The following is a 15,558-nucleotide window of genomic DNA, read 5'->3' on the forward strand; positions in this document are numbered from 1 at the left end:
ATGACCGATTCCCGTCCCTCCACCCGCGCGGTGCGCGCCGGCATCGAATGCGACACGCAGCACGGCGCGGTGGTCCCGCCGCTGCACCTGTCCACGAACTACACGTTCGAAGGTTTCGGTCGCAAGCGCGCCTACGACTACTCGCGCAGCGGCAATCCCACGCGGGACCTCCTGGCCGAAGCGCTGGCCGAACTGGAAGAGGGGGCCGGTGCGGTCGTTACAGGCACAGGCATGTCGGCGGTGGGGCTGGCCCTTGAACTCGTGCCCGCCGGTGCCCTTGTGCTCGCCGCCCACGATTGTTACGGCGGCACCTGGCGGCTTCTCGACGCCTGGGCGCGCAAAGGGCGCTTCCAGGTGCGTTTCGTCGACTTCACCGATCCGGCCGCGCTCGCCGAGGGCCTTGCCGCGAAGCCCGCGCTGGTCTGGATCGAGACGCCGTCGAATCCCCTGCTGCGCATTACCGACGTGCGTCACGTCGCGCAGGCCGCGCGCGCCGCGGGTGCGCTCACGGTCGTGGACAACACGTTCCTCTCGCCGGCCTTGCAGCAGCCGTTGAAGCTGGGCGCCGATGTCGTCGTCCATTCCACCACCAAGTACATCAACGGCCACAGCGACGTGGTGGGCGGTGCGGTCATCGCCGCCGATGCCGCCGTGGCCGAACAGCTCAAGTGGTGGGGCAACTGCAACGGGGTGACCGGATCGCCCTTCGACAGCTACCTCACATTGCGTGGCGTCCGCACGCTGTCGGTGCGCCTGCGCGCGCACGAGGAGAACGCGCGCCGCATCGCCACGCTGCTGGACGGTCATGGCGCCGTCGAGCGGGTCTACTATCCTGGCCTCGCGTCGCATCCCGGCCACGCCCTGGCTCAGCGCCAGCAGTACGGCTTTGGCGCCATGCTGAGCTTCGAGGTCGCCGGTGGCACCGACGCCATCGAAGCCTTCCTCGATGGCCTGCGCTATTTCTCGCTGGCGGAGTCGCTGGGCGGCGTGGAAAGCCTTGTCGCGCATCCCGCCACCATGACGCACGCGGCCATGGCACCGGAGGCCCGCCGCGTTGCCGGTATCGCCGACAACCTGCTGCGCCTGTCGGTCGGCATCGAGGACGGCGACGATCTCATCGAGGATATCGAGGCCGGCCTCGCGCGTGCGGCGGCTGTCGCTTCGGTGGCCTCCAAACGCAAGGTCGGCGCATGAACGCGATCGCCATCGCACCGACGACGGAGGCGCCCTGTACGGCCGTGGTGCTGCTCGGCACGGGCGTCGTGGGGCGCGCATTGCTGACATTGCTCGGCACGCCGGCCGCGCGCTCCTTGCGCCTTGTGGGCGCTGCCAATTCCAAGCGCCAGCACGTTCTTGCGGACGGTGTGTCGCCCACCGAAGTGCCGGAGCGGCTGGCGCGCGGTCGGGACGAGCGCGACGACGCGCCGTTGCTGGCGGCACTGGACGCGACCGGAGCGGCGCGCAAGGTGGTGATCGACGCTACCGCGTGCGCCGTGGAGGCCAGCCGGCATCCCGAATGGTTGGCGGCGGGCTACCACGTCGTCACGGCGAACAAGGCCCTCGCAGGCGGCCCGTTGCCCGGCTGGCGCGCGCTGCAGAAGGCAACGGCGGATGGCATGGTCTACGGCGATGCCGCCACCGTCGGTGCGGGACTACCGGTTCTCTCCACGCTGCGCCGCCTGCGCAACTGCGGCGACAGCCTGCTGACTCTCGAAGGTGTGTTTTCCGGCTCCTTGTCCTGGTTGTTCAACCAGTACGACGGCAGTCGCCCTTTTTCCGGCCTTCTGCGCGACGCGCGGCGGCTTGGTTTCACCGAACCCGACCCGCGGTCGGATCTCTCCGGGGAGGACGTGGCGCGAAAGCTGCTGATCATCGCGCGCAATGCGGGCTTCGCCCTTGGCAGCGATGAGGTGGAAGTGGAGAGCCTCGTGCCGGCGTCGCTGCGCGACGTGGACACGAAGACATTCCTCGAGCGGCTCGAGGAGCTGGACGAACCGCTGCGCCAGCGGCACGCAGAGGCCCGGGCCAACGGCAAGGTGCTGCGCTATCTCGCGCGCCTCAACCAGCGTGGACGCGCGCGCGTCGGCCTGGTCGAGGTCTCTCCCGATCATCCCGCCGCGAGGCTTAGCGGTACCGACAACCAGTTCGCCCTGACGACCACCCGCTATCACGCTACGCCGCTGGTCATCCAGGGGCCGGGTGCGGGTCCGGAAATCACGGCGCAGGCGCTGTTGGGCGACGTGTTGTCTTTGTAACGGCGTGTGGGAGCCGTTTCAGCGGCGACAGTCACTCGCGGCAAGTCCATCCGCTGCCGACGGACCGCCGGCATAACCGGCTCCCAGCCCCCCCCCAAAAAAAGGTTCTTCACGGAAATCCGGGGACACTGCCTGGGTACATCGGTTCATTCGCCAAGGCGAATGCATGTGTCCAGCGGCTGGCGCCGCCGTCGACTCGGGACGGTGGGGCTGGAGCCTTCGGTGCCCACCCTCGCTGCTCAGACAGTCCTCCGCGTTCGAAAGGGAGGGGCCGCTTGCGCGGCCCGTGTACCTAATGGCCTGCGGCCGCTCTCTTGTGCGGAACTCGCCTCGAGGGTGGACACCGAAGACTCTTCCCATGACTGAGGCGGCGTGTCTGGAAAGCATCACAGCCGAAGACAGAAGCAGCGGCTAACGGGACATCGTCTCGCCTCGCCGGTCGGTTGGGCCCTTCGTGACTCCGGACGGCTCCTTGCCCGGGCACCGTCGCGCGCATCAAGCACAGTTCGCGCAGGCAACCGCATCGGCCGCTTGTGGCTCTCCCACCACGCTACCGCACCGTCCGGAAGAGACCTTGGTGCCCATCCTCGAGGCGAGTTCCGCACAAGAGAGCGGCCGCAGGCCGATTAAGTACATGGGCCGCGTCAGCGGCCTTTCCTTTTCGAACGCGGAGGACTGTCTGAGCAGCGAGGGTGGGCAGCAAGGTCTCCCCGCGAGATGCCCAGGTGTAAAGCGCTCTGGCGATACCGGGTCGCGTGAACGCCGAGCCTGATCGAACCGTCGAAAGGGTCGCCATCACCAAGGCTGGCTGGTCTCTGGTATGCGCGAAGAAGCCAAAAAAAACCGCCCCGAGGGCGGTTTTGCTTTACCGGTGGCCGGTGATCTTCTCGGCCTCGTCCGCGCTTGGCGGGAGTTCGGGTTCGCCCGGCTCCAAGTCGTCATCGTGGTGAAAGCGCGCGGCCTCCACCATCGGCGTGCGCCAACCGGAGGCGATGCCCCAGAAGTAGAAGATGGCGCCGAGCACGGCGACCAGTGCCAGGTCGTAGCCGTACGGGATGTAGTCGTGGCCGCCGAACGTCTTGCTGCCGGCCCAGGAAACGAACGCGATCACCGGCAGGTAGACGATGAGCCACCAGGCACCCTTCAGGTGCTTGCCGAACTCGTCCCAGCCGCTTTTCGCGGTGTAGTAGAAGTACAGCGGCAGCGCCACGACCATCAGCAGGATGATCTCGCCGGTGAGTGGCCACTTTGCCCAGTAGAGCAGTTCGGTAGCGAAGATGAAGGCGAGCGCGGCGAGCAGCGGCAGGCCGGGGATGCGCAGCGGACGCTTCAGTTCGGGCGCGGTGCGGCGCAGCGTCATCACGCTTACCGGGCCGGTGAGGTAGGAGATGATCGTCGACACCGAGATCACCGCCGCCAGCGTGCCCCAGCCGCGAAAGAAGAACAGGAAGATGAAGCTCACCACGAGGTTCAACCACATCGCCGGACGCGGGATGCCGAAGCGCGGATGGATGTGGCCGAAGATCTTCGGCAGGTGGCCGTTGCGCTCCATGGCGTAGATCATGCGCGCCGTGGTGGCCGTATACGTGGCGCCCGTACCGCTCGGGCTCACGAACGCGTCGGCGTAGAGCAGGATGGCCATCCAGTTGATCATCAGCGCGGTGGCCAGCTGAGCGAACGGCGAAGCGTATTCGAGGCCGGCCCAGCCCTTGCCGAGCTGCTCGGGCGGTACGGCGCCGATGAAGGCTACCTGCAACAGCACGTACACCACCGTGGCCAGCAGGATGGAACCGATCACCGCCAGCGGCACGTTGCGGCCGGGATTGCGCGCTTCGCCGGCGAGGTTTACCGGGCTCTGGAAGCCGTTGAAGCTGAAGACGATGCCCGAGATGGCCACCGCCGTGAGGATGGACGAGATGTCGATCGCGTGCGTGCCACCATGCGCGCCGATGTCGAAGTTGCCCGGGTTGTAGCTGGTGGCGATGAGCGCGATGCCGGTGGCGGCGGGCACGACGAGCTTGAAGACCGTGATCGCCGTATTGCTCTTGGCGAACAGCTTCACGCTCCAGAAATTCAGGAAGAAGTACACGAGCACCAGCACGACGGCGATGGCGAGCCCGGGCGGCGTGAGTTCGCCGTGGCCATTGGTCACCACGTACAGGTCCTTCGTCCACGCTGCCCATTCCCACGGCCAGGACGCCATGTACTGGACGGACGCCTCGGCCTCGACGGGGATCACCGAGACGATGGCGATCCAGTTGGCCCAGCCGGCGATGAAGCCGACCAGCGAACCGTGCGAGTAGTGTCCGTAGCGGACCATGCCCCCGGACTCGGGGAACATCGCGCCCAGTTCGGCGTAGGTGATGGCGATGAAGAGGATGATGACGGCGCCGATGATCCAGGCGTAGACCGCGCCGGGGCCGGCAAGCTGGGCGGCGTGCCAGGCGCCGAACAGCCAGCCTGAGCCGATGATCGAGCCCAGGCCGGTAAGCATGAGGGCAAAGGCGCCGACGTCGCGGCGGATAGCGCTATGAGACATGGTGACTCCGGTCGAACGGGCAGGGCGGGAGCCCGGGCCCAGGGCGGCACAAGGGCCGGATGATGACAGCCCCGGCCCGCCATGTCAGCCAGTGGCTGCCACCCCCAACCGTCGTCGCGTCGATATACACTGACCGACGCGGTAGGGACGAAGGGGTTCGGATGCATTCGAAGTGGGTCGCCATTGGCATGTTGTTCCTTGCCTTTCCGGCATGCGGCGTCGCCGCAGCCGCGGAGCAATGGAGCGACAAGGGCCGGCTGATCGATTCGGAGTCATACGACCGTACCGCCAAGGGTTTTTACTTCACCTTGTACCCGGGTGAGGACCCGGTGGAAGCCGTGCGGCGGTGCGCCATCGCCATGCGCGAAATGGGTCACCTGGCCTCGGTGTCGTGCTTCGCCTATACGAGCAAGCAGCGTTTCGAAACCCGTCGCGGAAAGTTGCGTGTGTGCTACACGGCCGTCGCCAACTGGTGGGGCGAGGACGAACCGGTGCGGGTAGAGACCGTGGATCGCCTGCCGAGACTGTGCCCGGCGAGGTAGGACAATGCCCGTGGGAGCCGCTTCAGCGGCGATCCCGCGGCAGCGGGCAAGCTTGCCGCTTGCACCTATCGCCGCTGAAGCGGCTCCCACATGTAGCGATCAGCATTCGATGACGTTTACGGCAAGCCCGCCGCGCGACGTTTCCTTGTACTTGTCCTTCATGTCGCGGCCGGTGTCGCGCATGGTGGCGATGACCTTGTCCAGCGACACGTGGTGCTTGCCGTCGCTCTTCAGTGCCATGCGGTTTGCGTTGATCGCCTTGACCGCGCCCATGGCGTTGCGCTCGATGCAGGGGATCTGCACCAGGCCGCCGATAGGGTCGCAGGTGAGGCCAAGGTTGTGTTCCATGCCGATTTCGGCGGCATTCTCGACCTGGGTGACGGTACCGCCCAGCGCGGCCGTGAGGCCGCCGGCGGCCATCGAGCAGGCCACGCCGACCTCGCCCTGGCACCCGACTTCCGCACCGGAAATCGAGGCGTTTTCCTTGTAGAGGATGCCGATGGCACCCGCCGTGAGCAGGAACTCCACGACGCCGTCTTCCGAGGCGCCCGGACAGAAGTGCCGGTAGTAGTGGAGCACCGCGGGCACGATGCCGGCGGCGCCGTTCGTCGGGGCCGTGACCACGCTGCCGCCGGCGGCGTTCTCCTCGTTCACGGCGAGCGCGTACAGGTTCACCCAATCGAGGATGGTGAGCGGATCGCGCAGAGACGCTTCCGGCTGCGCGCGCAATTCCGCCGCCATGGCGGGCGCGCGGCGGTTCACCTTCAGGCCGCCGGGCAGCACGCCCGGTGAGCGCAGGCCACGGGCCACGCAATCCTGCATGGCCTTCCAGATCCGGAGCAGGCCGGCGCGCGTCTCGGCCTCGGGGCGCCAGATGGCTTCGTTACGCATCATCAGCTGGGCGATGGTGAGACCGTGCTCCTTGCAGAGCGACATGAGCTGGTCGCCTGTGGAGAACGCGTAGGGCTGTTCGCTCGTGTCGGCGACGATGCGGTCTTCCGCCGCCTCGTCGGGATTCACTACGAAACCGCCGCCCACCGAGTAGTAGTCGCGCGTGGCCAGTTCGTTGCCGTCCGCGTCGTAGGCGGAAAAGCGCATGCCGTTCGTGTGGAACGGGAGTTTCTGGCGCTTGTTGAAGACGAGGTCGCCTTTCTCGTCGAACGGGATTTCGTGCCGGCCGAGGATGCGGATCCGCTTGCTCGAGCGGATGCGCTCGAGCGTGGCGGGAATCGTGTCGGGGTTGACGCGATCGGGCCACTCGCCTTCGAAGCCCAGTAGCACCGCTTTATCGGTGCCGTGGCCGCGCCCGGTCATGGCCAGCGAGCCGAACAGCTCGCAGCGCACGCGCGCCACGCGTTCCAGCACGCCTTTTTCCTCGAGCCAGTGCTCGGCGAAGCGCGCACCGGCGCGCATCGGGCCCACGGTATGCGACGAGGACGGGCCGATGCCGATCTTGAAGAGGTCGAAGACGCTGACTGCCATGGCTTGGGGGAGACGTTGGCTGTGGGAGGTGACCGGTTATTCTACGCCTCCGCGTCCCGCGACCCCATACATACGCGAATGTCCCGTTTCATCCTTTTCCAGCGCGACGATTGCCATCTCTGCGACCAGGCCCTGGCCTTGCTGGCGGAGGCCCGCTTCCCGGATTTCGACTCGGTATGGATCGACGACGACGAGGCGCTGGAGGCGCGTTATGGCACGCGCGTGCCGGTGCTGCGGCGGAGCGACGGGGCCGAGCTTGATTGGCCGTTCGACGGGGCGGCCGTAAGGGCGTTCGTCAGTTGACGCATCGCTTGTGGGAGCTGGCTATTGTGGGAGCCGGCTATGCCGGCTATGCCGGCTATGCCGGCGATCCCGCGGCAGCGAGCAGCCTCGCCCGGAACGTCCATCGCCGCTGAAGCGGCTCCCACAGGATCGGCTAGCGGGAGGTTTTCAGGCGCCTGAGGATCTCGTCGCGAGCTTCGCGGAGGATGGAATCGCGATCCAGGCTCGCCACGACGGCCGCCACGGCGCGTTTGGCCCCATGCTCGCCCCAGGACTTGCCCGATACCAGGTAATGCTCGGCCGCACGTCCGATCAGGACCGTGGCGTACCAACCCAGTGCGCCTTGCGCCGCGGCGGTGACCACGACCGACAGCCCGCCGCTCAGCCCCTTCAACGCCGACGCCACGAGTTGCACGCCCCATACCGCGCCCATCAGCGCCGCCAGCTGCGTGGTGATGACGGCCACGAGCCGGCCCGACTCGCTGCGCGTGAGGGGCAGGCCGTAGACGCGGCCGAGTTGCACGACCATCGCGGCGTCCAGCCCGCCAGCCAGGAGCAGGTCGGCGACGGGGACGGGATTCAGGGCCACGGCCATCGCCTTGGCGATGCAGTACTGGCGGATGACCCGGCCCGCGACCTCGCGACGTGCGGCCGCGATACGTTCGTTCACCTGGTCGGTGAGCCGCCCTGCGAACAGTCCCGCATTGATGGCGGACAAGGCTTTCCCTTCGCGCTCGGCGATCGCGAGCAGCCGGTCCTTCAGGGCCGCGACATCGGCGGGCCGCTGCGCGGTGCTCCGCCGTTCGTGCCCGGTGGCGTCCACCTCGACGATGTCGCGCGCCGCCGGCCGAGCCGCCACGGCGATCACGTCCTCGGGTGCGACCAACCCCACCGCATGCTCGCGCAGGCGCGACAACAGGCCTTCCCGCTCGTCGTCGCCGTAGCGGTCGGCCTTGTTGAGGACGAGCAGCAGCGGCCGCCTTGTCATGGCCAACGTGCGCAGCGCGTCGCGTTCCTCGCGGGTGAGGTCGCCGTCGGCGACGAAGACGACGAGGTCGCAGACCTCGGCCACCTCGAACGCGAGTTTTTCGCGCGCCTCGCCGCCGAGTTCGTTGATGCCGGGTGTATCGATCAGTACCAGCCCCGCGGTGGCGGCTTCGTCCAGCCGGGCCGCATCGGCTTCCGTGGTGGTGCCGTGGAGCACACCGACGGCGAACGCGTCGCGTCCCAGGAGGGCATTGCCGAGCGCGGATTTGCCGGCGGAAACGCGACCGAATACGGCCACGTGCAGTTCTTCGTTCTCCAGGCGGTCGAGCATGCGTTCGACGCGCTGGAAATCAGTGGCCATCGCTTCGCGGACGTCGGCGGGGATGGACGGATCGGCCAGCAGGTCGCGCAGGCTGGCGGCTACCGGGCCGCCCCGGTCGTCGGAAACGGGCGTGGCATTGCCACCGCGCCGGAAGCGGGAGGCAATGCCGCGCAGTCGTTCGCGCCAGTCCACCGTATGCCGTTACTTCGCCGGCAACAGGTTCAGCGTGCCGTTGACCAGGACTTCGTCGGCGATGGTCGAGGTGTCCTTGTAATCGCCGCTGCCGACGCCGAAGTCGAGCCGCTTGAGCGTGCCGGTGACCGAGAGGCGGGCACCGCCGGGATTCGGATTGAAAGTGACGACCTTCAGCGCCAAGGGCTTCGTCACGCCGTGCAGCGTGAGGTTGCCGTTCGCCACGACATTGCCCTTCGCGTCCTTGCTGAATCCGTTGGTGACGTAACGAGCCTTGGGAAACTTCGAGGCGTCGAAGAAATCCGACGTGGGCAAGGCCTTGTCGCGGTCGCCGTCGCCGGTTTTCGCCGTGGCGACGTCGACGGTCACGTCGAACTTCGACGTGGCCAGGTTGGCGGGATCGTAGCTGATGGCCGCGTCGAACTTGCCGAAGCTGCCGTCGAACTGCTGGCCCTGGAACTTGCCGCTGAAACCGAGGGTGCTGCCGGGGCCGACCTTGTAGTCCGCCGCGGAGGCGGCGACGGGAAGGGCCAGCGCGAGACCGAGCACGGACAGGCGGCGGAACGTCGGATTCATGGGGTTTCTCCGGGAGGGTTGGATGCGCTTCGCTTCGCGCGGCCGAAGGGCAGCATGCGGCGCAAGGTGTCGTCGCGATCGACGAGGTGGTGCTTCAGGGCCCCGCCCACGTGGGCGACGAGCACCAGGAGCAGGAACCAGAACAGGTAGATGTGCACGTTTTCGAGGATGTCCGACCACGCGTCGTTCTTCTCGACGAGCGCGGGCAGGTTGAACAGCTTGAAGTACTGCAACGGGAATCCGTGCGCCGAATTGAAAGCCCAACCGCTGAACGGAATCGCCACGATCAACAGGTAAAGGAAGCCATGCACCGTATGCGCGGCCGCGCGTTGCCAGCCCGGCGCCGGTTCGTCCGGCGGACGGCGGTCGACCGCCCGCCACAGCAGGCGCAGGAAGAACAGCGCCAGCACGGTGAGCCCGATCGACTTGTGCAGCGCGAACATGTTGATCTTGTGCAGCGACGGCTTGAGGCCATCCATCCAGTAGGCGAAAGCGCCGTTGCCGAGGATCAACAACGCCATCGTCCAATGGAATGTCTTGACGACGGTGCTCCAGCGGGTGTGGTCACTGCGCAGGGGCATCGGGGGTGTCCTTGTCGTTGGAAGGGGCGGCGCCGCCGCGGATGGCCTCGATTTCGAGCCACACCGACACGTCGGTGCCGATGGAGCCGCGATTGGCGGTCATGCCGTACGCGATACGGTCGACCGACACCTGGGCCGAGAAACCCGCGACCGTGTGCAGGCCGTAGATGGTCTTGCCCACGCGGTTCACCCGGAACGGGATGTCGAGGGGAAGCGTGGTGCCGCGCAGGGTGAGCTTGCCGTGCACCACGCCTTCGTCGTCGCTTCTTTTCTCCACCGACTCGCTTACGTAGCGCGCGGTGCGGGAACGGTCGCTGTCGAGAAGGTTCGGGCCGCGCACGGCCTTGTCCCAGTCGGCGTCGCCCATGTCGATGGACGCCAGGTCGATGGTGGCCTGCACCGACGACTTCGACCAGTCGTCGCGGTCGAACGCGATGCTGCCTTCGGCGATGCGCAGGCGACCGAACGAGCGGGAGAATCCGTTGTGGTCGACGTTGAAGACGACCTGGCTGTGCACGGGATCGATGCGGTAGACGACCGGGGCCGCCATCGCCGGCAGCGCTGCGAACGCAAGCAGGATCGGAACGAGATGGCGGGCGTGACGCATGCAGGTGGCCTGTCGCACGAGGCCGGAAGCCGGCCGATAGAGGTGAGTGTGGCGCGAGTGGGGCCAGGTTGTCAGCCCGCCGGAGGTGAACGCATCGTTCGCTCAGCGATTCCGAAGCGCCTCGCCGGTCAATTCGGCCAGTTGGCGCAGGCGCGACGCCCCGGCATCGCCCAGCAATTCGCGCATGCGCGCACTGGCGTCGTCTTGGTCGAGCGTGTGCCGTTCGGCCAGCGTGGCGGCCAATGCCCTGCCGAAGCTGTCGAAGATGAGCGCATAGGCAAAGGCGTGCAAGACGCCGCCGCCCAGCGTGCCCAGGCCCGGGAAGGCCTTCAGGGCATTGCCGGCGATCGCGAGCACGACGGACGTGCCGGTGCGCACGGTCATGCGTACCTGGCGCAAGAGATTGTCGACCTCGACGTCGGTGACGCGAACGTCATGGAGCGCCGCCAGCGCGCGCACCATGCCGGTGGCGAGTGCGCCCTGGATGATGAGGTCGCTGCCGGGCGCCACGGCCGCCATGGCCCCGACGATGGCGCGGCGGGCATAGCGGCGCACGATACGCTGGGCCTCTTCGTCGCGGTATGCCCGCTCGCGCTCACCGGTGCGCTCGTGCAGGCCCGCGAGTACCGCGTTCTCGCGCTGCCCCTCCAGCGCGGCCGCACCGGACGCGAGGAGGCGGCGCAATGCATCCAGCAGCGGCTGCACGTTGGCGGCGCGACGGCGTGTAACGTCCTCCGTGCCACCGTTCGCGAGGCGCCGCGTGAAGCGTTCCTCGCCGCCCGCGCTGATCGCGACCACCGCGTCGGGGACGCCACCGGCCTGTTCGCGTACGTGCCCCAGGATACGGTCGAGTTCCTCGGGGCTCCACTGGTCCGCCTTGTTCACCGCCAGTACCAGCGGCTTGCCGAAGTCGCCGAGCCAGCGCAATTCCTCGCCTTGCGTGCGTGTGAGGTCGCCCGCGCAGACATACACCACGGCATGGGCACGCAGCGCTTCCTCGCGCGCCATGCGCTCGCGTGCCTCGCCATCCGCTTCGGAGGAGCCGGGCACATCCGCGACCGTCCAATCCTGGCCGTCGACGGACATGTCGTAAGTAGTCACGTCGCGCGTCGTTCCCCCGCGCACATCGCGTGCCGGCGCGGCACCGGGCACGAGGGTTCCGATGAGGGTCGACTTACCGGTGGAAATCTCGCCGAACACCGCGAGATAGGTGCGTGCGCTCACGCGGCGGCGGTCGAGCTCGCCCAGTTCTTTGCGAAGTTCCTCAACATCCGTCTCCGCCTCGCGCAGCCGTTCGATCCGCGCTTCGAGCGAGGCACGGTCCGGCGCTGCGACCGGTGGCCGGGGTTTGCGCGGGCGCAGCCACCAGGCTACGAAAGCGATTCCCGCGAGGACCATCAGGAGCACGACGACGCCCAGTAGCCAGCGCATGCCCGTGGGCAAGCCCATGAAACGCTGGGCCAGGGCCAGCGCGCGATCGAGCGCCGCCAGCAGCAGCCAAACGAGGGCGAGCAGGCCGACGGCGGCCAGGAGGAGGCGAAGCCGGGAAGACATGTCCGCATTCTAGTGCCACGAGTCGGCTCCGATGTGGGCGGAGGACTACGCACTTGTCAGGGAGTTCCCAGTTGCCCTGGTCGACCTGCGTGGCATGATCGGGAGCGCAACAGGAATTCGCGTATGTACTACACGCTCGTCCCCGGATGGATCCTCGCGGTCGCGATCGGCTGGTTCGTGGTCTTCCCCGTCTCCGCCGTCACGATGCCGCCCGTGCCGACACCCCAGTTCCGCAGCTACGGTCTCCTCGAGGGGCTTCCCAGCAGCAAGGTGCACGCCGTGGCCCAGGACAGCCAGGGCTTCATCTGGGTCGGCACGTCGGTGGGGCTCTCCCGTTTCGACGGTGTCCAGTTCGTGACGCCCGGCACCGGTCCGGAGAAGACGATTTCGTTACCCGCCGGCGGCGTGACGGCCTTGCTCGTCGACGCGGAAGATCGCGTCTGGATCGGTGGCGCAGACCTGGGGCTCGGCAGGTACGACGCCGCTCGCGGCACATTCGTCCAATGGCGCGACGAACTCGTGGACGACGACGTGCGCGCCATTGCGCAGGCGCGCGACGGCTCCATCTGGATCGGCACCGGCAGCGGCCTGATGCACATGCGCTCCGATGGCAGCCAGTGGCAGGAGCGGGTCGCCGGGTCCGACGGTCCGTCGTCCGCCTCCATTCGCGCGCTGCATGCCTCCGATGATGGTCGCGTGTGGATCGGCACCGACGCCGGCGTCGATGTGGTCGATGCGGCGGGCGTCATGACGCCGGTGGCGTTCGAAGATGGAAGCCACCCGCGCGTATTGCGCATCGACGGTCACGCGGCCGAGCTGCGGTTCGCGACCGAGCGCGGCCTGTACCGGCTGGCCCCCGACGGGCTCCTCCATCGCGACCGTCGCCTCGCGGCGTCGCCCTTCTACGCCTCGCTGGCAGACAGCCACGGCATCCTCTGGGTGTCGGGCCCCGATGGTCTGCGCATGCTCGACCGCTACGGCCGCCTTCACGCGGTACGCAGCGCCTGGACGGCACAGGGCGGACTGCCGGGGCGCACCGTGCGCGGCATGCTGGAAGATCGCGAACATGGCCTGTGGTTCGCATTGAGCGACGGGGGCCTCGCCTACCTCGGCCCTGCATGGGACGATTTCACCCGCTTCGCCCATGTGGCCACCGATCCTTTCAGTTTCCCGGGCCGCACGGTCAAGGCGGTGGCGGCGCAGGGAAGCACCAAACTCTGGGTCGGCGGTCTCTATGGCTGGATTCGTGGCTTCGATCCCGCCACGGGCAAGACGTCGGAAGGCTTCGACATAGACGCCATGCGCGTGCAGTCGCTATTGGAGACGCCAGGCGGCCTGCTCATCGGCACGGTGAACGGCCTCTCACTCGGCCGCGACGGCAAGACGCGGCCCCTTTTGCGGGCAAGCATCGACCATCCCGTCACCATGCTCGCCCGAGGCCCGGACGATACGGTGTACGTCGCGGCGATGGGGCAGGGGTTGTTCAAGCTGGACGCGAACCTGGGCCGGGCACGCTCGATTCCCTTTGCCGCGTCGCGCCGCGGCATGGCCGATACGCGGCAGATCGAAGTCGTCGGTGATGAGCTATGGCAGGCGAGCCTGGCGGGCCTCGCCCGCATGGATCGTTCCTCGGGCGACATGCGTTTCATTCCCGGCGTGGCCGCGGGCCGCATCAACGCCTTCGAACCCGACGAGGACGGATTCTGGGTGGTGCGTCCCGACGGCCTCGAACACTACCGCTGGGACGGACGGCACGCGCAACGCGACCGGTGCGTCAAGGGGGTGCACGGGTTTCCCTCGGCGGACATCCTCAACGTGCGCCGCGACGTCGCGGGGCGCCTCTGGCTTTACGGCGAAACCGGCGTGTGGCGCTTCGATCCGGGCACTGACAAATTCCGCCCGTTCGGACTCGCCGACGGGCTGGCGAATGGCGAATTCACCAACGCCACCACGGTGCAACTCGACGACGGCACGATGTACGGCGCCACGCTCGGCGGCCTGGTCGGCTTCCGGCCCGACCGGCAGCGTGACCACACGCGGAAACCGTCCATCGTGGTGCTTGGCGCCTCGGTACTGCGCGGCGGTACGCGCGTACCGGTGCCCATCGAAAAGGACACGCTCCGCCTTGCGTGGAACGAGCGCGAGCTGGTCGTCGGCGCCCGCGCGCTTTCCTACGTCAATCCCGACCGCAACCACCTCGTGTTCTCCCTCGAACACGATGGCGAAATCACGAAGATGCGTACGGGCAAGGATGGGCAGCGCGCCTTCGGTCCGCTGGCCGCCGGTGTCTACAGCCTCGGCATCTCGGGCGCCGGCCGCGACGAGGTCGCCGGCACGCTATCCCACCCGTTGACGATCGTCGTCGATTCGCCGCCGTGGCTGCGTTGGTGGGCATGGCTGAGCTATGTCCTTCTCTTCATCGCGACGATCGCGGCCCTTGTGCTCAGCACGCGCCGTCGCGTGCGTCAGGCCATGCGTCTCAAGCTCGCCGAACAGCAGCGGCGTCTCGCGGAGGAAGCCAACGCGGCAAAGACGGACTTCATGGCCACGTTGGGCCACGAGATCCGCACACCGATGACCGGGGTGCTCGGCATGGCCGAGCTGATGGCGAGCACGCCACTGGACGAAACACAGCGCGCGTACGTGGAAGCCGTACGGCGGTCAGGCACGACCTTGCTTCGTCTCGTGAACGACGCGCTCGACCTCACCCGTATCGAGGCCCGGCGGCTGGTGCTCGAATCCGAATGCGTGCCCCTGCGCGCGGTGGCCGGCGAGGTCATCGCCCTGGCCGCGGGAAACGCACGGGAGAAAGGCTTAAGCCTGTCGTCGGCGTTCGATGCGAACGTGCCCGAATCGGTTCGGGGCGACACCATCCGACTCCGGCAGGTCCTGCAGAACCTCGTGAACAACGCGGTCAAGTTCACGGAATCGGGCGGCGTGTCGCTACACGTAGGCTACGAGGGTGCTTTGCTCGTGATGACGGTGACGGATACCGGGCCGGGCATGTCGGCCGAACTCTGCGCGCGAGTGTTTTCGAGATTCGAGCAGGGTGGCTCGCCGCAGCGCGCGCAGGGCTCGGGACTCGGTCTCGCGATCTGCCACGAGCTGTGCACGCTGATGGGAGGCAACATCCGCGTGCGCAGCGACCCGGGGCACGGTACCGCCTTCGTGGTGAGCGTCCCCCTCGTGCCCTGCCATTGCGGCGACTGCACCGCGCGTATGCCACCGGCAGCGCCGAGCGTGACGGGCAAGCGCCTGCTCCTCGTGGAAGACGATGCGGTGGTCAGCGAGGTGATCGTCGGCCTTCTGCGTGAACGCGGCCACGTGGTGACGGCAGTGGGCGACGGACTCGCCGCCATGACGGAGCTGTCGCGCGACAGTTTCGACGCGATGCTGCTGGATCTCGACCTTCCGATGATGGACGGCTTCCAGGTAGCGCGCATGGTGCGGCGCATGGATGCGCTAGGCGACATCCCCATCGTTGCCGTTACCGCTCGCTCCGCGGGCGACGAACTCGCCGCGGTGAGGGAAGCCGGCATGGATGCATTGGTGCGGAAGCCCATGACCGGCAGTGACCTGGACAGTATGCTCGAGAGCGTTTGCACGGTGCCCGAGCACTGAAACGACGCCGGCGCGGCG

12 protein-coding genes are annotated in these 15,558 nt (G+C 67.6%); 5 read left to right on the forward strand and 7 right to left on the reverse strand.

Annotated features, from left to right (window positions below):
* Entirely contained in the window at positions 1 to 1,194 is a 1,194-nt protein-coding gene (metB, locus tag ACPYOD_RS04020; protein ID WP_481300441.1) for a cystathionine gamma-synthase, read from the forward strand.
* Positions 1,191 to 2,255 carry a homoserine dehydrogenase family protein gene (locus ACPYOD_RS04025; RefSeq protein ID WP_481300442.1) on the forward strand — a complete coding sequence of 355 codons (1,065 nt, stop codon included), beginning with the start codon at positions 1,191 to 1,193 and terminating at the stop codon, positions 2,253 to 2,255. The genes metB and ACPYOD_RS04025 overlap by 4 nt, the downstream gene beginning before the upstream one ends.
* Before the next feature lie 865 nt (positions 2,256 to 3,120).
* Here ACPYOD_RS04025 and ACPYOD_RS04030 read toward each other — a convergent pair.
* Complete coding sequence (locus ACPYOD_RS04030; protein WP_481300443.1) at positions 3,121 to 4,794, reverse strand: APC family permease; 1,674 nt, start codon at positions 4,792 to 4,794, stop codon at positions 3,121 to 3,123.
* Between the two features lie 161 nt (positions 4,795 to 4,955).
* Between ACPYOD_RS04030 and ACPYOD_RS04035 the strand changes: the two genes are divergently transcribed.
* Positions 4,956 to 5,336 (forward strand): hypothetical protein, encoded by a 381-nt coding sequence (locus tag ACPYOD_RS04035; RefSeq protein ID WP_481300444.1) that lies wholly within the window; start codon positions 4,956 to 4,958, stop codon positions 5,334 to 5,336.
* A gap of 99 nt (positions 5,337 to 5,435) precedes the next feature.
* Here ACPYOD_RS04035 and ACPYOD_RS04040 read toward each other — a convergent pair whose 3' ends face one another.
* A complete protein-coding gene (locus tag ACPYOD_RS04040) occupies positions 5,436 to 6,818 on the reverse strand; it encodes an L-serine ammonia-lyase (RefSeq protein WP_481300445.1) in 1,383 nt (460 codons plus the stop codon).
* Positions 6,819 to 6,896: 78 nt separating this feature from the next.
* On the opposite strand from ACPYOD_RS04040, the gene ACPYOD_RS04045 reads away from it, so the two are divergent.
* Complete coding sequence (locus tag ACPYOD_RS04045) at positions 6,897 to 7,121, forward strand: glutaredoxin family protein (protein WP_481300446.1); 225 nt, start codon at positions 6,897 to 6,899, stop codon at positions 7,119 to 7,121.
* Positions 7,122 to 7,254: 133 nt separating this feature from the next.
* On the opposite strand, the gene ACPYOD_RS04050 is transcribed toward ACPYOD_RS04045, so the two are convergent.
* The 5 genes from ACPYOD_RS04050 to ACPYOD_RS04070 form a co-directional block, all read right to left on the reverse strand.
* Positions 7,255 to 8,601 (reverse strand): DUF697 domain-containing protein, encoded by a 1,347-nt coding sequence (locus ACPYOD_RS04050; RefSeq protein WP_481300447.1) that lies wholly within the window; start codon positions 8,599 to 8,601, stop codon positions 7,255 to 7,257.
* Positions 8,602 to 8,610: 9 nt separating this feature from the next.
* Positions 8,611 to 9,177, reverse strand: coding sequence for a YceI family protein (locus ACPYOD_RS04055; protein ID WP_481300448.1), 567 nt, complete (start codon positions 9,175 to 9,177; stop codon positions 8,611 to 8,613).
* Positions 9,174 to 9,758 carry a cytochrome b gene (locus ACPYOD_RS04060; protein WP_481300449.1) on the reverse strand — a complete coding sequence of 195 codons (585 nt, stop codon included), beginning with the start codon at positions 9,756 to 9,758 and terminating at the stop codon, positions 9,174 to 9,176. Before ACPYOD_RS04060 ends, ACPYOD_RS04055 begins: the two co-directional genes overlap by 4 nt.
* A complete protein-coding gene (locus tag ACPYOD_RS04065) occupies positions 9,742 to 10,365 on the reverse strand; it encodes a YceI family protein (RefSeq protein WP_481300450.1) in 624 nt (207 codons plus the stop codon). Before ACPYOD_RS04065 ends, ACPYOD_RS04060 begins: the two co-directional genes overlap by 17 nt.
* A gap of 102 nt (positions 10,366 to 10,467) precedes the next feature.
* Entirely contained in the window at positions 10,468 to 11,919 is a 1,452-nt protein-coding gene (locus ACPYOD_RS04070; protein ID WP_481300451.1) for a GTPase, read from the reverse strand.
* A 123-nt stretch (positions 11,920 to 12,042) separates the two neighbouring features.
* Between ACPYOD_RS04070 and ACPYOD_RS04075 the strand changes: the two genes are divergently transcribed.
* On the forward strand, positions 12,043 to 15,540 hold the full coding sequence (locus ACPYOD_RS04075; RefSeq protein WP_481300452.1) for an ATP-binding protein: 3,498 nt from the start codon (positions 12,043 to 12,045) through the stop codon (positions 15,538 to 15,540).
* Positions 15,541 to 15,558: the final 18 nt, after the last annotated feature.

The organism is Luteibacter sp. HAY1-4A, from assembly GCF_056755355.1.